Raw genomic sequence first — 22,670 nt, forward strand, 5'->3', positions numbered from 1 at the left:
CTGAACTGCCGGACCCAGCGGCCTTCGTATGTCTCGTACGCCCCGTTCGCCCCACCGGATGGAGATTCGTATGTCCCCCGACACCCCACGCCGTCGCGCCGCCGTGGTCGGTCTGGGCGCCCGTGCCCGGCTGTTCACGCGTGCGCTGGCCGGTCCCTACGCGGACCGGTTCGAGCTGGCGGGCTTCTGCGATGTCAACTCCCGCCGGATGGCCGTCCACAACGGCTGGCTCGCGGACGCCGATCCGGGCCGGGCGCCCGTACCGGCGTACGCAGCCGAGGACTTCGACGAGATGCTGCGCCGCGAGCGGATCGACCTCGTCGTGGTCTGCTCCGTGGACCGTACCCACGACGACTACATCGTGCGCGCCCTCGAAGCGGGCTGCGACGTGGTCACCGAAAAGCCGATGACGACCGACGCCGACAGGGCCCGCCGCATCCTGGACGCCGTCCGCCGCACCGGGCGCGAGGTGCGGGTGGCGTTCAACTACCGCTACAACCCGGTGCATTCGGCCGTACGGGAGCTGATCGCGGCCGGGGAGATCGGCGAGGTCGGCTCGGTGCACTTCGAGTGGCTGCTCGATCTGCGCCACGGCGCCGACTACTTCCGCCGCTGGCACCGCGACAAGGCGAACTCCGGTGGCCTCATGGTCCACAAGGCCACCCACCACTTCGACCTGGTCAACTGGTGGCTCGGCACCCGGCCGGAGACCGTCTTCGCACAGGGCGGCCTCTTCTTCTACGGCGACGAGGCCGGCCGGCGCCGGGGACTCGCCCGGGACTACACCCGCGCCCACGGCTCCCCCGCCGCCCGGGACGACCCCTTCGCCGTCCGTCTGGAGGACTCGCCCGCGCTCAGCGCGCTGTACCTGGACGCGGAGGCGGAGGACGGCTATCACCGCGACCAGAACGTGTTCGGCCCGGGCGTGACCATCGAGGACGACATTGCGGTCCTGGTGCGGTACGCGACCGGGGCGACGCTGACGTACCACCTCACGGCGTACGCCCCCTGGGAGGGATACCGGATCGCCTTCAACGGCAGCGAAGGGCGGCTGGAGCTGCTGGTGGAGGAGTCGACGTGGACCCCTTCCCTGGTTCCGGCGAACGGCTCCGATCCCGTGCTGCACGGCGCGGAGACGGCCGACACCGTCGGTCGTACCGAGCTGACACTGCGGCGCTTCTGGGAGGAGCCGCGCGAGATCGAGGTCGCCACCGGCGAGGGCGGGCACGGGGGTGGCGACGCGCGCATGCTCGATGACGTGTTCGGCACCCGCGTCCCGGACCCCCTGCACCGTGCGGCGGACGCGGCCGACGGTGCCCACTCCCTGGTCACCGGTCTGGCCGCGAACCGCTCCTTCGAGACGGGCCTTCCGGTGTTGACCCGGGATCTGCTGGACCTCTGACGAGGGTCAGAGGTCCCGGACGGCGGGGCGGACAAGGCCGGTCCGGTGGGCGATGACGACGAGCTGGGCGCGGTTACGGGCGCCGCGTCAGGGCGCGCTGGATGTGGGTGCGGACGGTCAGGACGCTCAGGACCAGGCCATCGGCGATCTCCGCGTTCGACCGGCCCTGGGCGGGGAGACCCACCTTGGTGAGCGTCGAAATGTCGATCACTGTGAGGCCGGCCAGGGCGACGACGACGGTGGGCCGGCGGAGCCCACCGCCGGCCCGGCCGCTTCCCCGCCCCGTCCCGCCCCCGCGCCTACACGGCCTCCGGCACTTCCGCCCGCTCCCCTGGCCGCTGCGCGAACTGGGTCCGGTACAGCTCCGCGTACCGCCCGTCCAGGGCCAGCAGTTCGTCGTGCGTGCCGCGTTCCAGGATCTGTCCGGCCTCGACCACGAGGATCTGGTCGGCCGCCCGGACCGTGGACAGACGGTGGGCGATCACCACGGCCGTGCGGTCGGCCAGGGCCTCCGCCAGTGCCTCCTGGACCGCCGCCTCCGAGGTGTTGTCCAGGTGGGCCGTCGCCTCGTCGAGGATGACGACACGCTGGCGGGCCAGCAGCAGCCGGGCGATGGTCATGCGCTGGCGTTCACCGCCGGAGAGGCGGTAGCCGCGTTCGCCGACCACCGTGTCGAGGCCGTCGGGCAGTTCGCGGACCAGGTCGTCGAGGCGGGCCCGGGTCAGCGCCGCCCACAGTTCGTCGTCCGTCGCCGTGGGGCGGGCCAGCACCAGGTTGGCGCGCACGGAGTCGTGGAAGAGGTGGCCGTCCTGGGTGACCATGCCGAGGGTGGCGCGCAGGGAGGCGGCGCTCAGGTCACGGACGTCGACACCGCCGATGCGTACGGCGCCCTCGTCGGTGTCGTACAGACGGGGCAGGAGTTGTCCGATGGTCGACTTTCCGGCGCCGGAGGAGCCCACGAGGGCGATCGTCTGACCGGGTTCTGCGCGGAAACTTACCCCGTGCAGGACCTCCGTGCCGCCCCTGGTGTCCAGGGCGGCCACCTCCTCCAGGGAGGCGAGGGAGACACGGTCAGCGGCGGGGTAGGCGAAGCGGACGTTGTCGAACTCCACCGCGACCGGACCCGCCGGGACCTCGCGGGCGTCCGGCTTCTCCTCGATGAGGGGCTTCAGGTCGAGCACCTCGAAGACGCGCTCGAAGCTCACCAGGGCGCTCATCACCTCGACGCGCGCCCCTGCGAGCGACGTGAGCGGCGCGTACATCCGGGTCAGGAGCAGGGCGAGCGCGACGACCGCGCCCGGTTCCAGGCTGCCGCGCAGCGCGAACCAGCCGCCGAGCCCGTACACCAGGGCGAGCGCCAGGGCCGACACCAGGGTGAGGGCGGTGATGAAGACCGACTGCGCGAGGGCCGTCCGTACGCCGATGTCCCGGACCCGGCGGGCGCGGGCCGCGAACTGGGCGGACTCCTCGTCGGGCCGTCCGAAGAGCTTGACGAGGGTGGCGCCGGGGGCCGAGAAGCGCTCGGTCATCCGGGTGCCCATCGACGCGTTGAGGTCGGCGGCCTCGCGCTGGAGCTTGGCCATCCGGCTGCCCATCCGCCGGGCGGGGACCACGAACACCGGCAGCAGTACCAGGGCGAGCAGGGTGATCTGCCAGGACAGGGTGAGCATCACGGCGAGCGTGAGCACCAGCGTGACCAGATTGCTCACCACCCCGGACAGGGTGTTGCTGAACGCGCGCTGCGCGCCGATGACGTCGTTGTTGAGCCGGGAGACCAGTGCTCCCGTACGGGTGCGGGTGAAGAACGCGACCGGCATGCGCTGCACATGATCGAATACTGCCGTCCGCAGATCGAGGATCAGCCCTTCCCCGAGCATCGCCGAGAGCCAGCGGCCGAGAATCCCGAGTCCCGCCTCGGCGACCGCGATGACCGCGATGAGCAGCGCGAGCCGGACCACCGTGCTCTCCTCGCCGCCCGACACGATCGTGTCGACGACACGGCCGGCGAGCACGGGGGTGGCGACGGCGAGCAGCGCGGTGAGCACACTCAGGACGACGAAGCGGATGATGCGGCGGCGGTGCGGGCGTGCGAACTCCGCGATACGGCGCAGGGTCGCGCGGGCGAAGGGGCGCCGGTCCTGCTGGGAGTTCATGACGCTGTGCAACTGCATCCAGGCGGTGGTCTCCATACTCATGGCAGCGACCGTACGACCTCAAGCGACCTTGAGGTCAAGGACGGCACAAGTGCTGCGGACCATGCCCCTCTCGTGCCGTTGCCCGACGCGTCGGCCGGTGGCCGTGCGTCCGCAACCCGGTGTTGGTGCGGTGCGGAGAACCTCTCCGGTTGTGACAGCGGTTCTCCTTCCTCCGGTCCGGCGCCGGCGCATACCGGTGCGGCAGGTCCTGTGCCTGCTCCCGCTCCTCCTCGTCGCCGTGGTCGCGGTGCGCCACCGGCAGGTGCTCGCCGAGGGCTTCGGCCATCTGGCGTCGGCCAAGTGGCCCTGGCTGCTGGCGGCGGCCGGGGCGACGTGTCTGACCTGGGTGGCCGCCGCCGTCAGCCGGCAGGGAGCCGTCGTCGAGCGACTGCCCAAGCTGCGGTTGCTCGCCACGCAGTTCGCGGCCGGTTCGGCCAACCATCTGCTGCCGACGGGGCTCGGCGCGAGCGCGGTCAACCTGCGGTTCATGACGGTGTGCGGTCTGCCGCTGGCCCGTTCCTCGGCGGCGCTCGCCCTGTATCTGCTCGCGGAGGGCGTCGGCCGGCTGGGCCTGCTGGCCGCGCTGCTGATCGCGTTCCCCCACGCCCTACGGCTCGGAAGTCTCGTTCCCGGCACGGCACTCGGCCCGCTGCTCATCGGCATCTGCGCGGTGCTGTCGGCGGCGGCCGGCGCGGCGGTGTGCGTACGGCGGCTACGCACGGCCGTCCTCTCCTTCCTGCGTACGGCGCTCGGCGAGGCCCGTTCCGTGCACATGCGGCCGTCCCGAGCGCTGGCGCTGTGGGGCGGTTCGCTGGCGTTCCCGGCGTTGCAGGCCGCCGGACTGACCGCGGTGGGAACGGCGTTGGGGCTGCCGGTGCCGGCCTGGCACATGGCGCTCGCGTATCTCGCGGCGACGGTCGCCGTCGCGCTGATCCCCACGCCCGGCGGTATCGGCTCCGTCGAGGCGGCGCTGATCCTGGCCCTGGTCGCGGTGGGCGGTCCCGTGACCGTCGCCACGGCGGTGGTGCTCGCGTTCCGGATCATCACCGTCTGGGTACCGCTGCTGCCGGGGGCGTTGGCGCTGGGGGCGCTGGTGCGGCTCAAGGTGATCTGACGGCCGCCTCCAGGCAGTATCTCGGGGTGACGCCTCGGGATGGCGACCTCGGGGCCGTTTGTGACAATGGTTTCCAATAAGCTAGCGTGCCGGGACATGCCCACCACTTCCCTGGACCCCCGCCTGCCCGTGACCGTGCTCTCCGGTTTCCTCGGCGCCGGAAAGACGACGCTGCTCAACCACGTCCTCGGCAACCGTCAGGGCCTGCGGGTCGCGGTCATCGTGAACGACATGAGCGAGATCAACATCGACGCGTCCCTCGTCCGGGACGGCGGCACCCTCTCCCGTACGGAGGAGCGGCTGGTCGAGATGACCAACGGCTGCATCTGCTGCACGCTCCGGGACGACCTCCTGGAGGAGGTCGCGAAGCTGGCCCGCGAGGACCGCTTCGACTACCTGCTCATCGAATCGTCCGGAATCTCGGAACCCATGCCCGTGGCCGCGACCTTCGCCTTCGCCCGCGACGACGGTGCGAGCCTGCTGGACGTCTCCCGCCTGGACACCATGGCCACGGTCGTGGACGCGGTGAACTTCCTGCCCGAACTGGACCGCGGCGACGACCTGCTGGAGCGCGGGATCACCCCGGTCGAGGGTGACGGGCGCACGGTGAGCGATCTCCTCGTCGACCAGATCGAGTTCGCCGACGTGATCCTCCTCAACAAGACTGATCTGGTCCCCGAGGAGGAGGCCGACCGCCTGGAGGCGACCCTGCGCCGCCTCAACCCGGCCGCCCGCGTGCACCGTACGGTCCGCGGCACGATCGACCCCGCCGAACTCCTCGGCACGGGCCTGTTCGACCTGGAGAAGGCCGAGCAGGCGCCGGGCTGGGTGGCCGAGCTGAACGGCGACCACGTGCCGGAGACGGAGGAGTACGGCATCTCCTCGCTCGTGCTGCGCGACCCGCGCCCCTTCCATCCGGGCCGCCTCTGGGACCTGCTCACCGGTCCGCTCGACGCGGGCCACTACGGCCAAGTGCTGCGCTCCAAGGGCTTCTTCACCCTCGCCTCCCGCCCCGGCACCACGGGCCTGTGGTCCCAAGCGGGCTCCGTCGCCCGCTTCGAGCCGATCGCGACGGGTGACGCCACGGGAACCGAATCCCCCGTCCAGGGACAGGAGTTGGTATTCATCGGTACCGATCTGCGCCGCCAGTCGCTGCGCCTCGCACTGTCGCGCTGCCTGCTGACGGAGGAGGAACTGGCCGCGTACGCAGTCGACTTGGCGCACACGGCGTACGAGGACCCCTTCCCCGCGTGGGAGGTGCACCCGGCGGACGTCTGCGATGCGCTCCCCGTCTGAGCTGCTCAATGGCGGGTTTGCCACTGCTCGGTGACGACCGGTCCGCCGGATGCGGCAGGATGAGCGGTCGCCGGACGTCGTACAGACGTCCGGACATTGATCGCACGTCCAAGACTTTTCGCACTTTCGAACAGGTGACAAGTGACGAGACTTCACATCCGGCCGTCGGTGGCGCGGGGCGCCGCGGAACCACTCCTCGGAGGTGAGCGATGAAGCGAGAACTCACCGTGGACGATCTGGTCGTCGCGGGCATCGCCCTCGCCGTGGGCCTGCTGGCGGCCTTCCTGCTGCGTATGCTGCTGCGCTGGCTTGGCAGGCACGCGGACCGAACCCGCTGGAGCGGGGACGACGTCATCGTGGACGCGCTGCGCACGGTGGTGCCGTGGTCGGCGTTCACCGGGGGCGCGGCAGCGGCAGCCGCAGCGCTGCCGCTGACGAAGACGGTCGGGCACAACGTCAACCAGACGCTGACCGTCCTCCTGATCGGTGTCACGACGCTCACGGTGGCCAGAGTGGTCGGCCGGCTGATGAGTGCCGTCACCCAGTCCCGGTCGGCGGTGGCCGGCTCGGCGACGATCTTCGTGAACATCATCAGGGTCGTCATCCTGGCCCTGGGCTTTCTCGTCATGCTCCAGACGTTCGGCGTCTCCATAGCGCCGATGCTCACCGCCCTGGGCGTCGGCGGTCTGGCCGTCGCGCTCGCTCTCCAGGACACCCTCGCCAACCTCTTCGCGGGCATCCACATCCTCGCCTCGAAGACCGTCCAGCCCGGTGACTACATCAAGCTGAGCAGTGGCGAGGAGGGATACGTCGTCGACATCAACTGGCGTCAGACGACGGTCCGCCAGCTCTCCAACAACCTGGTCATCATCCCGAACGGGCAGCTCGCCGGGACCAACATGACCAACTTCAACCGCCCCGAGGAGATGCTGACGATCCTCGTCCAGGTCGGCGTCGCCTACGACAGCGACCTGGAACAGGTCGAGCGGGTCACCTGCGAGGTCGTGACCGAGGTGATGACGGAGATCACCGGCGCCGTCCCGGAACACGAGCCGCTGGTGCGCTTCCACACCTTCGGCGACTCGCGGATCGGCTTCACGGTGATCCTGGGGGTCGGCGAGTTCAGCGACCAGTTCCGCATCAAGCACGAGTTCATCAAGCGCCTGCACAGGCGCTACCGGGTGGAGGGCATCAGCATCCCGGCGCCCGCGCGGACGGTCGCCCTGCAGCAGGGCGCGGTCGTCATTCCGCAGCAGCGGAGCGGCCACGCGGAACCCGACCTGGGGCTCGGCCCGGAGCAGGGCGGACCGGCGTCCACCCTGCTCGACAGACTCGACAAGCTCGACAAGCTCGACAGATGAGACTCACGCCCCAGCGGGCGACCTCAGAGGGTCGCGGAGTTGTCGTGATGGCCGGCCGTGCGGTTCTGCGGCGCGACCAGTGACGTACGGACCGGGGTGACCGTCCAGTCCGGGTGACCGGGCATCCGCGGTGTCGTCGTGCCGTACAGCCAGTCCCGCAGGAAGCCGGAGAGGTCCTGGCCGGCGGTCTCGGAGGCGACCGAGATGTAGTTCTCGGTCGTCGCCGAGGCGTTGCGGTAGCGGTCGAGGAAGGTGCGCTCGATCGCGTTGAAGGTGGCTTCGCCGACGAACTGGCGCAGCGCGTAGAGGACGAGGACGCCGCCCAGATAGCGCTGGCTGTCGAACAGGTTCGCCTCGTTGGGTGCCGCGACCGGCCCGGAGTCGTGGCGCCACTGGTCGCCGCGCGCGTACGTGTTCTTCATGCGCGCTTCCATGGTGGTCAGGCCGATGGAGTCGGTCCAGCCGCGCTCGTAGCGGTAGAGCAGTCCGTAGAAGTCGGCGTGGCCCTCGTTGAGCCACAGGTCGGCCCAGCTGCCGGGGCTGACGCTGTTGCCGAAGTAGGAGTGGACCAGCTCGTGCATCATGTGCGAGCCGATGAACCTCTCCTCCTGGAGAAGGTAGTTCGGCTTGTAGAGCGTGAGGGTCTGCGTCTCCAGGCCCGTGAAGTCGAAGGCGGCCGGGTCGTCGGTGTTGCACGGCAGCAGGCCGTACGTCTCGAACGGGTAGGCGCCGAGCCGCTGTTCGAGCCATGCCACCAGGTTCGGGGTGAGCGCCAGCGCCGGTTCGAGGGCGGCGGCGCGCGCGACCGGTACGACGTCCCGCAGCGGCAGCCCGTTCGGCCCCTGCCGGTCCTTCACCACGTAGTCGCCGACGGTTATCTGCACGATCTCGGTGGCGATCGGCGAGCGCGAGCGATAGGTGTACGCGGTCCGCTCACCGGCCAGGCTCTCCGTGCGGACGAGGGTGCCGCTGGCGACTCCGCGCAGGCTGTTCGGGACGGTGATCCGGAACGTGAAGTCGGCCTTGTCGACCGGGTGGTCGTTGCACGGGAAGACGGTGTGCGCGGAGTTGGGCTGCGGGCACACCGCGAAGCCGTCGGGGGTGGGGACCCAGGCCGTGTGGGTCAGGGCACGGCGCGGGTCGGCGCCGTACTCGACACAGACCGTCGTCCAGGTGTCCGCCGACAGCGTACGGACGGGTGTGATCCGCAGTTTCTCGTCGACCTGCTCGTACGTGGCCGCGCGGCCGGCGACGCGGACGGAGCGGATGTCCAGGCCGAGGGCGTCGAGGGAGAGGCGGGTGAGGGCCTGGGTGGTGCGGACGCGCAGGGTCGCCGTGCCGTCGACCAGCCTGGTCGTGGCGTCGTAGGCGAGGTCGAGGTGGTAGGCGGCCACGCGGTAGCCGTCGTTGCCCAGGCTCGGGTAGACGGGGTCACCGAGGGTCTCGGGGCCCGGGGCACCGGCCTCCTTCCCGGAAGCCGCCTTTGACGTCCCCCCGGACGCCGCGTGGGCCGAGGGGGCCAGGGTGGTGGCCGCCGCCGTACCGAGCAGGGCTGCCGCAGGGGCCGTCAGTCTGGTGCGATATCTCATGGTTCGCTTTCACTCGGGCGCCCGGGTGGTCAGGCCCGGTCGTCGATCAGGTGTGCGGGTCGAGGGCCTGTCGTTCGAATCAGGTCGCAGACGCGGCGTGTGGCACGCGCATCTGCATTCACAGGGAACCGCCGTTGTCCGGCAACCTGATCCGAACGACAGGCCCTACCCCCTGGACCACAAGATCGGCTCAGTCGGTTGCATCGGCGCCCGAACGGATCCCGATCGACTTCCGCACGGACCTCTGAGATATCTTGATGTCGAGCAATGTTGCAGACGTGGAGCGGAGCACCCGGTGACTGACTCGACCATCATCTACACGCACACTGACGAGGCGCCCGCACTGGCGACGCACTCGTTCCTGCCCGTGATCCAGGCGTACGCCTCGCAGGCCGGGGTGAACGTCGAGACCCGGGACATCTCGCTGGCCGGCCGCATCATCGCCGTCTTCCCGGAGTTCCTGGAGGAGGGCCAGCGCATCGCGGACGCCCTCACCGAGCTCGGCGAGCTGGCGAAGACGCCCGAGGCGAACATCATCAAGCTGCCGAACGTGTCGGCGTCGATCCCGCAGCTCAAGGCGGCGGTCGCCGAGCTGCAGAGCCAGGGCTACGCGCTGCCGGACTACCCGGACGACCCGAAGTCGGACGAGGAGCGCGACATCCGCGCCCGCTACGACAAGATCAAGGGTTCCGCCGTGAACCCGGTGCTGCGCGAGGGCAACTCCGACCGCCGCGCCCCCGCCTCGGTGAAGAACTACGCCAAGACCCACCCGCACCGCATGGGCGCCTGGACCCCCGAGTCCAAGACGAACGTGGCGACGATGGGCCAGAACGACTTCCGTTCCACCGAGAAGTCCGTGGTGATCTCCGAGGCCGGTTCGCTGCGCATCGAGCTGGTGGGCGAGGACGGCTCGACCAGCGTCCTGCGCGAGTCCGTACCCGTCCTCGCGGACGAGGTCGTCGACGCGTCCGTCCTGCACGTCGCCGCGCTGCGCGAGTTCCTGACCGCACAGATCGCCCGTGCCAAGGCCGAGGGCGTGCTGTTCTCCGTGCACCTCAAGGCCACGATGATGAAGGTCTCGGACCCGATCATCTTCGGCCACGTCGTGCGCGCGTTCTTCCCGAAGACGTTCGCGCGGTACGGCGAGACGCTCACGGCGGCCGGCCTGTCCCCGAACGACGGTCTCGGCGGCATCTACAAGGGCCTGGAGGCGCTGCCCGAGGGTGCCGCGATCAAGGCGTCCTTCGACGCCGAGCTGGCCGAGGGCCCGGCGCTGGCCATGGTCGACTCCGACAAGGGCATCACCAACCTGCACGTCCCGTCCGACGTCATCGTCGACGCGTCGATGCCGGCCATGATCCGCACCTCCGGCCACATGTGGGGCCCGGACGGCGAGGAGGCCGACACCCTGGCGGTCCTGCCTGACTCCTCCTACGCCGGCGTCTACCAGGTCGCGATCGACGACTGCCGCGCCAACGGCGCCTACGACCCGTCGACCATGGGCTCCGTCCCGAACGTCGGCCTGATGGCGCAGAAGGCCGAGGAGTACGGCAGCCACGACAAGACCTTCGAGATCCCGGTCGCCGGTACGGTCCGTCTCGTCGACCAGGACGGCAACGTGCTGATCGAGCAGTCGGTCGCCGCCGGTGACATCTTCCGCGCCTGCCAGACCAAGGACGCCCCGATCAGGGACTGGGTGAAGCTGGCCGTCACCCGCGCCCGCGCCACCGGCTCGCCGGCCGTGTTCTGGCTGGACGAGACCCGCGCGCACGACGCCAACCTGATCGCCAAGGTCAACACGTACCTGGACGAGCACGACACCGAGGGCCTGGTCATCCGGATCCTGAACCCGGTCGACGCCACCAAGCTGTCGGTCGAGCGCATCCGGCGCGGCGAGGACACCATCTCGGTGACCGGCAACGTGCTGCGCGACTACCTGACCGACCTGTTCCCGATCCTGGAGCTGGGCACCAGCGCCAAGATGCTGTCGGTCGTCCCGCTGATGGCGGGCGGCGGCCTGTTCGAGACGGGCGCCGGCGGCTCCGCCCCGAAGCACGTCCAGCAGCTCGTCAAGGAGGACTACCTGCGCTGGGACAGCCTGGGCGAGTTCTTCGCGCTGGCGGCCAGCTTCGAGCACCTCGCCACGACCACGGGCAACGCGCGCGCCCAGGTTCTCGCCGACACCCTCGACCGTGCGACGGCGACCTTCCTCAACGAGGACAAGTCCCCGACCCGACGCGTCGGCGGCATCGACAACCGCGGCAGCCACTTCTTCCTGTCCCTGTACTGGGCGCAGGAGCTTGCGGCCCAGACCGAGGACGCGGACCTGGCGAAGTCGTTCGCCGCGTTCGCCGAGGCGCTCACCGCGAAGGCGGAGACGATCGTCGCCGAGCTGATCGCCGTTCAGGGCAAGCCGGCCGACATCGGCGGGTACTACCAGCCGGATGTCGAGAAGGCGAAGACCGTGATGCGGCCTTCGGCCACGTGGAACGAGACGCTGGCGACGTTGAGCTAGCACTCGGCCGGGCGCGCGGTCCTTTGGCCGCGGGCCCGGTGGGGCTGGTTGCGCTCATGCGACGCAGCCGCATGTCGACACAGTCCCGCGCCCCCGAAAGGGCGCCGTTCTCACCCGAGTTCACCAGCTCACCGATCGGCCCCCGGAACGCGCACCTGCGTCCCGGGGGCCGATTGCTGTGGCAGACCGGCGTTCCTGGCTCTCGCCAGTACGTCGCGGTTCATGTCGGCACTGATGGTGAAGTGGTCCCGGGCGAGCTCCCCGCCTGTCGGGCTCGCTTGCCCGCGACCGCCCCGTGGAGGGCCTTGTGGTCCTCGCCGCCGCGGTGGAAGGGGATGCGCTCACCCTTGCCCGAGGGCTCGACCGGGAGGCCGGGGCCGGGGCGGGCCAGCAGGTCTCGGCCGAACATGGCGAGTTGGCCCAGGCCCAGCAGAGTGTGCCGAACGGTCCCCGTCCCCTCCGCCTTCCGGCCCGCGCACCAGGGCGGCACGCTGGTCGCCCACGCTGTCGCCGGAACTTCGGTCCCCAGGTCGACTACACGCTCCGGTATCGGCAGGTGCACCGGTCCACGGGAGGTGTGCGCGGTCGAACGGCCCCGGCTGGTCGGCATGCCGTCGGGGCGGGCGGTCGCCTGCCACCCTCCGCTGGTGGCAGGCGTGCGTCGTGTCAGACGCGCAGCCACTCCGTCATGACGACCTCCGCGTCCGTCCGCAGCCGGAGCGCGAAGGGGCCGGCGACGTTCAGGTCGCTGGTGAAGCGGCCCATGTCGTCGGCGGTGAGGGTGGGCGGCGAGGCGAGCTGCGGACCGCTCAGCACCTCGATCCTGGCCTCCTGCGGCGGCAGCACCTGCCCCATCAGCCCGTGCGCGGTCACCTCGACGTCGACCGTCAGTTCATCCGTGTGGAAGGTCAGCATGCGGGGCGGGTCCACGGCGCCCCTGACGGGGATGCCGTGGACGAGTGAGTCGAAGGTCAGCTCGGCCAGCCTGGTGTCGAGCGAGTGCAGGGCGTAGGCCTCGACGGCGGTCTGCTGGAGCTGCGCCGGGACCGGATCCATGATGGCGGCGGCCTGACGCAGTGTCTCTTCCAGGAGGTCGTTGTCCAGCGAGTCGTCGCCCTCGAACTCCGCCAGGTCACCGGCGTCGGGGGCCAGTTCGTCGTCGAAGCCGTCCATGCCATCGGTGCCATCAGTGCCGTTCATCCGAGCCGCGCCGTCCATGTCGTCGGAGTCGTGGGGTAATCCGTCGTTGTCGTGCGCGTTGTTCACAGCACCCCCCGGGCGGCGAGCCGTACCCGCAGCCTGCGCAGGCAGCGCTGGCGCAGGGGGCCGATGCTGCCGACGGCGATTCCGAGGCCTGCGGAGATCTCCTGGTAGCTCGGCGGCGGCACCGACATCAGGATGCGCAGCAACTGCCTGCACCGGGCGCCGAGTTCCTCGAACTCCTGCCATAACTTCCGGATGCGCTCCGCCTCGGCGGAAGCCTCCTCGGACTCGATCACCCGCTGCTCGGGCGTACGGTCGTCGCTCATCCGGTCGAGCAGTTGGGTGTCGTCCGTCGGTGTCATCCGGTGACTGCTCTTGATGACCTTGAGGCACTCGTGCCGTGCGGTGCTGGCGAGCCAGGAGCCCGCCTTCTCCGGTTCACGGATACGGCCCAGATGCTGGGCGAAGCGGAACCAGACGGTCGAGTACACCTCCTGCGCGTCCGCGTCGGACAGCCGGTGGGCGCGCGCCACCGACCACACCAGCGGGCTCAGCCCCTCCACCAGCGCCTTCCAACCCGCCGCGTCGCCGTCGACGGCGGACTGGACCAACGCGCCGACCGCAGCTCGGTCCACGTCCCCACCCCTCGTGTACGGCCAGTCATCGTACGCCGTGGAAGGGGGTGCTCCACTCGTCCTGCGCATGGTCCTCACTCGATTTGTCCTTGTACGGAGGCCTGTTGACCTCATGGGGCGGGCGGGATGTTCACGACCGGCACCGGGCTCCACGTGGGCGGGATCAGCGCGGGTACCACCGCGCCCCGGACCTCGGCGAACTCGGTGTTCGCCGCGAGGAGTTGCTGCCGGGCAACGCGCGGGTCGGCCTCCTTGTGTGCGGTCATGTGGGCGGCGATCATCGCGGCGACCACCGGGGTGGCGAACGAGGTGCCGCTCCACTGCGCGAACCCCTCGAACACCACCTGGTCCGGGGTGCCCGTGCCGGTCTCGTGGCCCCCTGAGAGCACGCCGAGGTGCTGGGGGTCCCGGCAGGTGCAGGCGTAGGAGAAGTGGTGGCGGCAGGTGCCGTAGGTGCTGTGCTGGTAGATGTACGGCACCGGCGTGTCGAAGCCGGTCAGCGGGCCGGTGAGACGCTCGCCGGGGGCGTAGACCTTCACCCAGGGGCCGTGGTTGGTGAAGCAGGCGCCGAACTCGCCGTCGCTGCGCAGGGCGCCGACGGAGAGCACGGACCCGGCGTACTCGGGCTTGTCGGCGTAGGCGGCGGGCCAGAAGGGCGTCGCGCTGGCGTTGTTGCCGGCGGCGGCGACCAGCAGGGTGCGCGGCTGGTCGCGCAGGGCCTCCATGAACGCGGCGATGCCGAGCAGGCCTTCCGTGCTGCCGTTCGACGTGCCCGCGGAGAGGCTGATGATGGCAGGCCAGCCGTCCCGCTCGACGGCCTCGAAGAGTTTGTCGCCGAACTCGGACTCCAGGATGCCGCCCGCGTCGTTGAGCGTGTTGCGGGAGACGATGTTCGTGTTGGGTGCGACAGCCGCGACGAGCCCGGAGATGAACGTTCCGTGTCCCGCGTACTGCTGGAGGACGCCGGCCGTGTCGCACTCGTCGATCTGGGGGTCGCCCTGGACGTGGGCCATCGCCGGGTAGGACGCGTAGTCGTGCATGAGGCCGGTGTCCATGATCAGGACACCGACGGCGCTGTCCGGGTCGTAGCCGCTCTCCGCCACCGCCGGGTTGGGCCCGGCGTGGTGCGGGACGGGGACGGGTTCGTCGCCCGGGCAGGCGTTGACGGCGATGTGCACCACGTGGTTGCGGCTGACCAGGCGCCGCCCGGCGTTGCCCTCCGTCTCCCTGAGCGCGCGCAGGGCGCCCGCCACCGCGCGGTCACCGTGCCGGTCGCCCCGGCCCGGGTCGCCGACCCTTATCCGGGTGATGCCCGACCGGTTCGTCTCGGGACTCGCCCGGCGCACCTCGTCGGCGGTCAGGCCGGCGAACGTGGTGAAGTGCGCGCGTACGGCATCCTCCACGATCCGCGCCTCCTCGCCGTCGCGGGCCAGGACGACGCCCTTCTCGTAGATGAACTCGGCGGCGTCGTCCGGCCCCATCGCCAGCTCGACGCCGGGCATGGAGCGCTGGATCTGGTCGAACTGCTCCTGGAAACGCTGAGGTGCCATGGAATGTCCTCCCCCTTGAACCGATCCCCCTGCTGCCTCTATGGAGAGCCGTCTCCCGGCCGCGTGATACAGGGGCCGCCACACGTTCGTTGATACAGGGGTCGCTCAGGGATGGACAACGAGTTATCCATGGCCAAACCTGTGTGACGCGGGGCGCGGAGCACTACCATCCGTTGGGTGACAGCGGGAAGCGACACGGTTCTCGAACTACTTCCGATGGTGTTCGCCCGCCCGAAGGACGCCCTCGCGCGCGCGGAGACCGTCCTCGGCAACGATCCGACGCCGTTGCACGCCTCCGTCGCCCATCAGGTGATCGGTCTGTGGCAGCGGGACTTCGGCGACATGCGCGTCGCCCTGCGTCATCTGCGGCGCGCCCGCGATCTCGCGGCGGACGCCGGGTCGGCGGAACGCGAGGCGGACGTCCTCGGCACGCTCGGCGTCGCGCTGGTCCACGCGGGCCGTACCCGGCAGGGCCTGGAGGCGTTCGAGCAGGGCGTCGACCGGGGTACGGGGCATACACGCGCGCGTGTGCTGTACCGGCGGGCGTACGCGTGGTGGGTGCTGGGGCATCATCGCGAGGCGCTGGACGACGTACGGCGGGCCATTCCCGTGCTGCGGCAGGCGGACGACGTCATCTGGACGGCGCGGGCGCTGACCCTGCGGGCCACCGTGCATCTGGCGCTGGGCCGGCCCGAGCGGGCCGACGCCGACTTCACCGCCGCCGAACAACTGTGGGACACCACCGGCCAGGAGCACGACAAGGCCGATGTCGTCGAGAGCCGGGCGCTGGCCGCGTACCGGGCGGGCGACATCCCGGCGGCGCTGCGCCTGTTCGACGAGGCGGCCGAGCGGTACGACCGGCTGGGCACGCCGATCTTCATGTTCTACATCCGCCGCTGCGAGGTGCTGATGGCTGCCGGGCTGGCCCGCGAAGCGGTCACCGAGGCCGACGCGGCGCTCGGTGTGCTCGACGGCATCGGCGGGCAGAGCACCCGCAAGGCGGAACTGCTCCTGACCGCCGCGAAGGCGGCCCGCCTCGCGGACGATCCGCACACCGCGATCGCCCGCGCGGCCGTGGCCGTACGGCTGTTCGCCGGGCAGCGGCGCAGTTGGTGGGAGGCGCACGCCCGGCTGGTGCTGCTCGACGCGCGGGTCGCGACCGGGCGGACGTCGGGCCGGCTCGTCGCGGACGCGGCGGCGCTGGCCGAACGGCTCGCCGCCTTCGGCTCCCCGGCCGCGCCCGAGGCGTCGCTGCTCGCGGGCCGGATCGCGCTCGCGCTGGGCTGGACCGAGGACGCGGAGAAGCATCTGAAGGTCGCTGCCCGCAGCCGGCGCGTCGGTCCGCCGCTGGCGCGGATGACGGGCTGGGCCGCGCAGGCGCTGCGCGCGGAGGCGGCCGGGTCGGGGCGGGGTGTACTGGAGGCCTGCCGGCGCGGGCTCGCCGTCCTGGACGACCACCGGATGACGCTCGGGGCGTCGGAGCTGCGGGCGCGGGCCACGGCGCAGGGCGCCGAGCTGGCCGCGCTGGCCCAGCGGGCGACCCTGGTGTCCGGTGGGCCGCGGCGGCTGCTGGTGTGGAGCGAGCGGTGGCGGGCCACGGTCCTGTCGGCGCCGCCCGCCCGGCCGCCCGACGACCCGGCGCTCGTGCAGAGCCTCACCGCCTTCCGGGAGATCGCGGCCCGCGCGGAGGAGGCCCGGATCGACGGCCGCCCGGTGCCCGCTCTTGAGCGTGAACAGCGGCGTCTGGAACGGGAAGTGCGCTCCCGCACCCTTCACATCCGCGGCGAGTCACCCGGTAGCGGGCGCCGCTTCGACCCCGGTCGGCTGCTCGAACGTCTCGGCGACGGCGTGCGGTTGATAGAGATCGCCGTCGTCGCCGGCCGGGTGCAGGTGCTGTTGTGCGGCGAGGGGCGGGTGCGCCGCTTCGAGGCGGGGCTGCTCGCGGACGCGGTGACGGAGGCCGAGCACGTGCAGGCCGGGCTGCGGCGGCTCGCGCACCCGGGGGCGGACGGCAGGCTGCCGGTGCTGGAGGCCGCGGGCCGCCGGCTGGAGCAACTGCTGCTGGGCGCGGCCGTACCGCATCTGGGCTCGGGCCCGGTGGTCGTGGTCCCGCCGGGCAGGCTGCACCGGGTGCCCTGGGCCCTGTTGCCCTCCCTCCGGGAGCGGGTGCTCAGTGTGTCCCCGTCGGCGAGCAGTTGGCTGCGCGCCCAGGAGACCGGGCCCCCGCCGGGCGGCCGGCACGTCCTCGTCCGGGGGCCGGGCCTGGCGAGCGGTGGGGCGGAGGTGCCCGAGCTGGTCGACCGGTACGGCAGACCGACGGTGCTGGAACACGAGGGCGCGCGGGTACCGGCGGTGCTGGACGCGCTCGACGGGGCCGCGCTGGCCCATATCGCGGCCCACGGCACCTTCCGGGCGGACAGTCCCCTGTTCTCGTCCCTCCGCATGGCCGACGGCCCACTGATCGTCCACGACTTCGAACGCCTCGACCGCAGCCCGTACCGGATCATCCTGTCCAGCTGCGACACCGGCCGCCTGGCGAACGTCGGCGCTGACGAACTCCTCGGCCTGGTCACGGCGTTGCTTCCGCTGGGCACGGCGGGCGTGGTGGCGAGCAGCGCACCGGTCAACGACGCGGCCGTGGTCCCGCTGATGCTGGCCCTGCACAAGGGCCTCAGCGTGGGCCTCTCCCTCGCCGAGGCCCTGCGCGACGCCCGCGCGGCCCTCCCCGGGGACGCGACGCACCAGGCAACGGGGTGGGCGTTCTCGGCGTTCGGCGCCGCCTGAACCCACCCTGCCCATGCCCCGACGATCACGCGGGCTGCGCGGCCCGGACCTCGTCCAGCAGGCATGGCAGCGCGGTCCGGTCGCTCGCGCCGAGGCGGGTGTACGCGCTGTACAGGTGGTTTCCGACCGTCCGGACGGACAGGGTGAGCCGGTCCGCGATCTCGCGGTTGCTCAGGCCGGTCGCCGCCAGGGTGACGATCTGGCGCTGGCGCGCGGTGAGTTCGCCGAGGACCAGACCGGACAGGGCCGGGGTGCGGGCGCCCTGGCAGCGGCGGGCCAGGGCCATCGCCCGGGAGCGGGACCTGCGGGCGGCACGCGGGTCTCGGTGCACCGGGACGGCCTGGGCGTGTGCCTCGGCCGCGAAGAGCAACAGGCCCCGCCGCTCCAGGAGTTCGGCGGCTCGGTCCAGCGCGGGACCGTCCTGGCGGACGAGCGCGTCGGCGTGCCGGGCCAGGGGTTCGGCCTTCTCACCCGGCAGTTGGGCGAGCCGGTCCGCGACCAGGTGCGGGGCCCCGAGGCGTACGGCGTCGTACAGGACGTACGCCTCCCCCTCCCCGCCCTCGGGGACCGTTACCGACTCCAGTGCCCCGGCGATGTCACCCTGCGCCACCCGGAGCCACGGGGTCGCCCGCCCCGGGGACGCGGTCGCGACCTCGCTCAACTGGGTTGCCGCCAGCGCCAGTTCCGTACGACAGCACGGGTCGTCCGGGGTGCCGCGCAGGCCCTCCCGGGCCCAGGACAGGGCCTCGCGCAGTTCTCCGCGCAGTCGGGCGAAGCGGGCCCGGACGGTCGCGTAGTCGGCCGGGACCGCAGGGTGCGATGCCGCGCTCTCGGCCGTCAGCCAGTCCCCGACGGGGCCCGCCGCCTCCTGGACGTCGGTGCGCTCGATGCGGTCGGCCAGTTCGGCGCGCTCGGCGTCCAGGGCCGACGCGCACTCGGCCGGGGTGCGGGACAGCCGCCTCGCCCGGAGTTGCCCGGCGTCCGCGCGCAGGACGGGGCCGTGCAGGGGGTGGGCGAGGCGTACCTCGGAGTGGGCGTCGAGGCGGATCAGGCCGTCGGCTTCGAGGCGCTCCAGCGTGCCCAGGTCCAGGTTCAGGTCCGCGAGGTCCAGCGGGAGCGGTTCGCTGAACGCCAGGCGCTCCAGAACGTCCCGTTCCTCGGCGCAGGCGCGGTTCAGGGACCGGCCGGCCCGTTCCCGTATCGCAGCCGTCACGGGAACCGGGCCTCGCCACATCAACTCACCGGCCTCCAGGGTGAGTTCGCCGCGTGCGCGCACCGCACCGACCAGGTCGCGCAGCAGCCGGAGGTCACCCTGGCAGAGATGGTGCAGGCGGCGGGCGGTGAGCGGCTCGACCGGACCACCCGCGCCGGCCGCGACCAGGTGGGCGGTGGCCTCGCGGGGCAGCGGTTCCAGGGCGAGACGCGGCAGCACCTCGCCGGTCCACAGCCGGGCCACCGCGCCCGGCGCCGGGGCACCGTCCGTCGCCACCACGAGCAGCCTCGTACGTCCGTGCACCCCGAGCTGGTGGACCAGGGCCGCCGAGGAGTCGTCCAGCAGATGGGCGTCGTCGACCAGCAACGTTCGTACGTCGGAAAGGAGTTGGACCGCACGGTGCAGGGAGACCCGCTCCGGGAGGAGGTGCGCGAACGCGGCGAAGGGGATGCCCCGGGTCTCGGGTGTGCCGCTGACCTTCGCGCAGTCGGTGCCCCGGACGGCCTCCGTGACGAGACGGGTCTTGCCGTGTCCGGCCGGGCCCGTCACCACGACGCCGTGCCGTTCGGCCGCGATCGGCCGGCGGAGGAGCTCCAGTTCGTCGTCCCGGCCGGTGAACGGCCAGGGCAGTTCCAGGGTCTTGGCGTCCTGTACGAAAGTCGTCACGTGAACAGGAGCACGCCTACTCAGCTTTGATACAGGCCGACTTGAGTAGCCCCCGACTCAGGCGCCCGAGCACCCGTGACCCGCAGTCTGTTCCCCATGAACGCACGGTTCTGCTCGCTCCCGCAGCAACCGGCCCCCACGTTCGCACCGGGGTTGCCGGCCGAGCGGCTCAGTGCGCTCCTCTCGGGGCGCCTGATGTGGGTGAACGGCACCGTGCTCCACTACTACTTCTTCGACCGGGACAGCGACGGCTCGGTCATCCCACTGCCGGGCACCGGGGAGACACGGTGGGAGTCGTGGGTCGGCGCCGAGGCACAGCGCGAGGTCGTCCGCGACTGCTTCCGGGAGTGGCTGGACCTGGGGATCGGGCTGTCGTTCGTCGAGGTGCGCGACCGATCGGAGGCCGAACTGCGCATCGGGTTCCAGACCGGTGACGGTTCGTACTCCACGGTCGGGCGGGACGCACTGTCGGTGGGCCTGGGGCGGCGCACGATGAACTTCGGCTGGGATCTGACCGCGCCCGGGGAGCGCGCGACGGCCCTGCACGAAATCGGGCACGCCCTGGGCCTGCTGCACGAGCACCAGAGCCCGTTCGCCGGCATCCACTGGGACGACGAGGCCGTGTACGACGACCTGGCCGGACCGCCCAACTTCTGGGGCCGGGACAAGACCCACTTCAACATTCTGCGCAAGCTCGACCCGGACGAGGCCAACGGTTCCGTCTGGGACCCGCTGTCGATCATGGAGTATCCGTTCTCGGCGGGGCTGGTCCTCGAACCGGAGCAGTTCCGGTCCGGGGTCAGGCCCCCGGGGACGCTCTCCCCGGCCGACAAGGAGTGCGTGCTCCGCTGGTATCCACCGACGGGCACGTGCAGGCCGGCCGGACTCGCACCGTTCAGGTCCGCACCCCTGTGCCTCGGCGCGGGCGAGCAGGCCGACTTCGGCATCGCCCCGCCGGAGACCCGCGACTACACCGTGGGGGCCTTCGGGGAGAGCGACACGGTCGTCGCGGTCTTCGAGGAGATCGACGGCGAGCCCCGTTACCTCTCCGCCGAGGACGACGGCGGCACTCCGCGCAACGCCCACGTAAGGATCCGGCTCGTCAAGGGCCGCCACTACTTCGTCCGCGTACGCCTCTACTCCACCTGGGGATCGGGGGAAACGGCCGTCATGTGCTGGTGAAGCTGGGGGCAGAGACCAGCGCATGACGGCCGCCGCGGACGAATCGGACCACCGTCGGGCACTCGGGGGAGCGGTCGAGGACGTCACCTTCATGGGGGAGGGTGACGTCCTCGACCACGCCATGTACATACGTCCACGCCATGTACGTACGTCCATGCCGTGTACGCCGGGTTCAGGACGCCGCGCGCTCCCCCGCCGCGCCGGCGTCGGGACGGGCGAGGCCGAGCCGGTCGCGGAGGGTGGTGCCCTCGTACTCCGTACGGAAGACACCGCGTTCCTGGAGCAGCGGGACGACCGTGTCGGTGAAGCCGTCGATGCCGCCCGGGGTGGTGTGCGGGACCAGGACGAAGCCGTCGCTCGCGTCGGTCTGGACGAAGTCGCTGATGGTCTCGGCTACGGAGGCCGGGGAGCCGACGAGGTTCTGGCGGTTTCCGGTCTCGACGACGAGGTCGCGGATGGACCAGTTGTCGGACTCCGCTCGCTCCCGCCACTCGCGGGCGGTGGCCAGCGGGTCGCGGTACCTCCGCACCTGGGCCCGGCCAGGGGCGACGGTGTGTTCGCCACGGTCCTTCCGGGCTCAGGCGCTGACAGCAGCGGGGGCAGTGGCGGCGTATCGGCTGGCGGGGCGGTCAGGCCCAACAGTCCACGCAGGGGGTCGGCCTCGTACGCCTGCCGGAAGACGCCCCTGCGCTGGAGTTAGGGGACCAGTTGCCGGGTGATCGCCAGGAGGTCGTGCCCGGCGACAGCGGGCCGCAGTGTGTCGGCCAGATGAACACCGGCCGCGCCCCAAAGGGGCGCGGGGCTGTATTCGACATGCGGCTCCGCCGCGTGGGCGCGACAAGCCCCCACCGGGCCCGCGGACAACGAACCGCCTATCCCGCGGAGCGTTCCGCGTGCGCCGCCCAGTCCAGGATCTGAACAGCCGCCCCCGCGGCCTCCAGCCCCCGGCAATCGGCATGGTGACGGCGGGCGATCGCGTCGAGGTCGAGATGGGGACCGAACGCCGGGTGTGCGGCGAGTCGGCGGGCATAGGCCCACAGGGCCGGATGATCGGCGAGGCGGTGCACAGCGGTGGCGTCCAGGTGCCAGCGGTGCACGGTGTCGAGGCGGACGAGACTGACCCACAACTCCACGTCCGCAGCGGTCGGTTGCTCACCCAGCAGATACGGGTCCGCGGCGAGACGCGCGTTCAGGGACCCCAGGGTGCGCAGCAGCGAGACAAGCGCGTCAGCACGGTCGCCGTCCTCGCCGACGGCATCCCCCGCTCGCTGGGCCGCCGCGTCGATGCCCTGGGCGCACAGCCGCTCGACGGCCTCGATCTCCGCCTCCAGGCCGCACGGGTACAGCACGGGGCTGCCGCCGCCGAAGTGCCGGGCCAGGTCGCGCAGGATGTCCGGGGTGTGCGTGCTGACGATCCGCCCCGACCAGTCGTCGCTGAGCACCGGGACCGTGGCCGCGCCGGAGTAGCGGTGCGCGCTCGCCTCGTACAGCGGGCGCAGTGCGGAGTGTTCGCCGCCGGGGGCGTCGGGCACGTCGGGCAGTTCGGTGACGGGACAGGCCGCGCCGAGGCCGAGGAGGCTGTGGGTGACGGCGATCCGGAGACAGTCCGGGTCGGCCGGGGACAGGTGGAGGCGGTAGCGGCGCGGCACGGCGTAGTGGCCGCTGCGCGCGTCCCGGCCGAGCCGGCCGCGGAAGGCCGGGGCGGGGCGGGCGGAGGCAGCGGCCAGTGGTGTGACGGTCATGAGTCTCCCCAGGTGTGGTGCGCAGACGTACGCGCGGCGGAAGGCGTAGTCGGGGGCCGCCGCTGTGGCGCGGGGTGGGCGGCCGGGCTCAGCGCAGGGGGCTGATGGAGCTGCAGACGCGCTGCAGGTCGATGTGCCGGCGGGAGGTCAGCAGCGGGGTCGGCCGGGGTGTGCGAACCACCCGACTGGCGTTCGACTCCACGCGCATCGCGTTTCCCTACCT

The 22,670-nt window shown here is 71.6% G+C and carries 16 protein-coding genes and 3 pseudogenes; 7 read left to right on the forward strand and 12 right to left on the reverse strand.

Features of this window, described 5'->3' with window-relative positions; genetic code table 11:
* Positions 1–70 precede the first annotated feature (70 nt).
* A complete protein-coding gene (locus tag IEY89_RS04195; protein ID WP_189145876.1) occupies positions 71–1,402 on the forward strand; it encodes a Gfo/Idh/MocA family protein in 1,332 nt (443 codons plus the stop codon).
* A 6-nt stretch (positions 1,403–1,408) separates the two neighbouring features.
* Here the strand turns inward: IEY89_RS04195 and IEY89_RS04200 are convergent.
* Positions 1,409–1,586: pseudogene (locus IEY89_RS04200) on the reverse strand (response regulator transcription factor); the annotation flags it as partial.
* A 115-nt stretch (positions 1,587–1,701) separates the two neighbouring features.
* Positions 1,702–3,597 carry an ABC transporter ATP-binding protein gene (locus tag IEY89_RS04205; protein WP_373287189.1) on the reverse strand — a complete coding sequence of 632 codons (1,896 nt, stop codon included), beginning with the start codon at positions 3,595–3,597 and terminating at the stop codon, positions 1,702–1,704.
* Positions 3,598–3,748: 151 nt separating this feature from the next.
* Between IEY89_RS04205 and IEY89_RS04210 the strand changes: the two genes are divergently transcribed.
* From IEY89_RS04210 to IEY89_RS04220, 3 genes are all read left to right on the forward strand, one after another.
* On the forward strand, positions 3,749–4,711 hold the full coding sequence (locus IEY89_RS04210; protein ID WP_189145877.1) for a lysylphosphatidylglycerol synthase transmembrane domain-containing protein: 963 nt from the start codon (positions 3,749–3,751) through the stop codon (positions 4,709–4,711).
* A 96-nt stretch (positions 4,712–4,807) separates the two neighbouring features.
* Positions 4,808–6,007, forward strand: coding sequence for a GTP-binding protein (locus tag IEY89_RS04215; protein WP_189145878.1), 1,200 nt, complete (start codon positions 4,808–4,810; stop codon positions 6,005–6,007).
* A 209-nt stretch (positions 6,008–6,216) separates the two neighbouring features.
* Positions 6,217–7,368, forward strand: a complete 1,152-nt coding sequence (locus IEY89_RS04220; RefSeq protein ID WP_189145879.1) for a mechanosensitive ion channel family protein — start codon at positions 6,217–6,219, stop codon at positions 7,366–7,368.
* Positions 7,369–7,391: 23 nt separating this feature from the next.
* On the opposite strand, the gene IEY89_RS04225 is transcribed toward IEY89_RS04220, so the two are convergent.
* On the reverse strand, positions 7,392–8,957 hold the full coding sequence (locus IEY89_RS04225) for a M1 family metallopeptidase (RefSeq protein ID WP_189145880.1): 1,566 nt from the start codon (positions 8,955–8,957) through the stop codon (positions 7,392–7,394).
* A gap of 295 nt (positions 8,958–9,252) precedes the next feature.
* On the opposite strand from IEY89_RS04225, the gene IEY89_RS04230 reads away from it, so the two are divergent.
* Positions 9,253–11,472, forward strand: a complete 2,220-nt coding sequence (locus IEY89_RS04230; protein ID WP_189145881.1) for an NADP-dependent isocitrate dehydrogenase — start codon at positions 9,253–9,255, stop codon at positions 11,470–11,472.
* Between the two features lie 220 nt (positions 11,473–11,692).
* Here the strand turns inward: IEY89_RS04230 and IEY89_RS04235 are convergent, their stop codons facing one another.
* Genes IEY89_RS04235 through IEY89_RS04250 form a run of 4 tightly spaced genes read right to left on the reverse strand, consistent with a single transcriptional unit; the run spans position 11,693 to position 14,860 of the window.
* Positions 11,693–12,154, reverse strand: a complete 462-nt coding sequence (locus IEY89_RS04235; RefSeq protein ID WP_189145882.1) for a hypothetical protein — start codon at positions 12,152–12,154, stop codon at positions 11,693–11,695.
* Positions 12,139–12,690 (reverse strand): hypothetical protein, encoded by a 552-nt coding sequence (locus IEY89_RS04240; protein ID WP_373287198.1) that lies wholly within the window; start codon positions 12,688–12,690, stop codon positions 12,139–12,141. The genes IEY89_RS04235 and IEY89_RS04240 overlap by 16 nt, the downstream gene beginning before the upstream one ends.
* A 44-nt stretch (positions 12,691–12,734) precedes the next feature.
* Complete coding sequence (locus tag IEY89_RS04245) at positions 12,735–13,379, reverse strand: RNA polymerase sigma factor (RefSeq protein ID WP_189145883.1); 645 nt, start codon at positions 13,377–13,379, stop codon at positions 12,735–12,737.
* 41 nt (positions 13,380–13,420) lie between these two features.
* Positions 13,421–14,860, reverse strand: coding sequence for a S8/S53 family peptidase (locus IEY89_RS04250; protein ID WP_189145884.1), 1,440 nt, complete (start codon positions 14,858–14,860; stop codon positions 13,421–13,423).
* Positions 14,861–15,076: 216 nt separating this feature from the next.
* Between IEY89_RS04250 and IEY89_RS04255 the strand changes: the two genes are divergently transcribed.
* Positions 15,077–17,644, forward strand: coding sequence for a CHAT domain-containing protein (locus IEY89_RS04255; RefSeq protein WP_229695063.1), 2,568 nt, complete (start codon positions 15,077–15,079; stop codon positions 17,642–17,644).
* A 25-nt stretch (positions 17,645–17,669) separates the two neighbouring features.
* On the opposite strand, the gene IEY89_RS04260 is transcribed toward IEY89_RS04255, so the two are convergent.
* Entirely contained in the window at positions 17,670–19,523 is a 1,854-nt protein-coding gene (locus IEY89_RS04260) for a LuxR family transcriptional regulator AbsR2 (protein ID WP_189145886.1), read from the reverse strand.
* 96 nt (positions 19,524–19,619) lie between these two features.
* Here IEY89_RS04260 and absR1 point away from each other — a divergent pair, with 96 nt between their 5' ends.
* A complete protein-coding gene (gene absR1, locus IEY89_RS04265; protein WP_189145887.1) occupies positions 19,620–20,705 on the forward strand; it encodes a beta-glucuronidase AbsR1 in 1,086 nt (361 codons plus the stop codon).
* Between the two features lie 172 nt (positions 20,706–20,877).
* On the opposite strand, the pseudogene IEY89_RS04270 reads toward absR1, so the two are convergent.
* From IEY89_RS04270 to IEY89_RS41855, 4 genes and pseudogenes are all read right to left on the reverse strand, one after another.
* Positions 20,878–21,273 (reverse strand): annotated as a pseudogene (locus IEY89_RS04270) (F420-dependent methylene-tetrahydromethanopterin reductase); the annotation flags it as partial.
* A 9-nt stretch (positions 21,274–21,282) separates the two neighbouring features.
* Positions 21,283–21,461: pseudogene (locus tag IEY89_RS40415) on the reverse strand (LLM class flavin-dependent oxidoreductase); the annotation flags it as partial.
* 116 nt (positions 21,462–21,577) lie between these two features.
* Positions 21,578–22,447, reverse strand: coding sequence for a glutathione S-transferase C-terminal domain-containing protein (locus tag IEY89_RS04275; RefSeq protein WP_189145888.1), 870 nt, complete (start codon positions 22,445–22,447; stop codon positions 21,578–21,580).
* A gap of 88 nt (positions 22,448–22,535) precedes the next feature.
* On the reverse strand, positions 22,536–22,655 hold the full coding sequence (locus IEY89_RS41855; protein ID WP_345635816.1) for a putative leader peptide: 120 nt from the start codon (positions 22,653–22,655) through the stop codon (positions 22,536–22,538).
* Between the last annotated feature and the right edge of the window lie 15 nt (positions 22,656–22,670).

It is taken from the genome of Streptomyces lacrimifluminis, assembly GCF_014646095.1.
In the GTDB taxonomy this organism is placed as follows: domain Bacteria; phylum Actinomycetota; class Actinomycetes; order Streptomycetales; family Streptomycetaceae; genus Streptomyces; species Streptomyces lacrimifluminis.

Excerpts from the sequence above, each read along its gene's own strand:
- absR1 (WP_189145887.1), top strand. The coding sequence starts at position 19,620 with ATGAACGCACGGTTCTGCTCGCTCCCGCAGCAACCGGCCCCCACGTTC.
- IEY89_RS41855 (WP_345635816.1), bottom strand. The coding sequence starts at position 22,655 with ATGCGCGTGGAGTCGAACGCCAGTCGGGTGGTTCGCACACCCCGGCCG.
- IEY89_RS04215 (WP_189145878.1), top strand. The coding sequence starts at position 4,808 with ATGCCCACCACTTCCCTGGACCCCCGCCTGCCCGTGACCGTGCTCTCC.
- IEY89_RS04255 (WP_229695063.1), top strand. The coding sequence starts at position 15,077 with ATGGTGTTCGCCCGCCCGAAGGACGCCCTCGCGCGCGCGGAGACCGTC.
- IEY89_RS04225 (WP_189145880.1), bottom strand. The coding sequence starts at position 8,957 with ATGAGATATCGCACCAGACTGACGGCCCCTGCGGCAGCCCTGCTCGGT.
- IEY89_RS04245 (WP_189145883.1), bottom strand. The coding sequence starts at position 13,379 with ATGCGCAGGACGAGTGGAGCACCCCCTTCCACGGCGTACGATGACTGG.
- IEY89_RS04195 (WP_189145876.1), top strand. The coding sequence starts at position 71 with ATGTCCCCCGACACCCCACGCCGTCGCGCCGCCGTGGTCGGTCTGGGC.
- IEY89_RS04220 (WP_189145879.1), top strand. The coding sequence starts at position 6,217 with ATGAAGCGAGAACTCACCGTGGACGATCTGGTCGTCGCGGGCATCGCC.
- IEY89_RS04275 (WP_189145888.1), bottom strand. The coding sequence starts at position 22,447 with ATGACCGTCACACCACTGGCCGCTGCCTCCGCCCGCCCCGCCCCGGCC.
- IEY89_RS04205 (WP_373287189.1), bottom strand. The coding sequence starts at position 3,597 with ATGAGTATGGAGACCACCGCCTGGATGCAGTTGCACAGCGTCATGAAC.
- IEY89_RS04240 (WP_373287198.1), bottom strand. The coding sequence starts at position 12,690 with ATGGACGGCGCGGCTCGGATGAACGGCACTGATGGCACCGATGGCATG.
- IEY89_RS04250 (WP_189145884.1), bottom strand. The coding sequence starts at position 14,860 with ATGGCACCTCAGCGTTTCCAGGAGCAGTTCGACCAGATCCAGCGCTCC.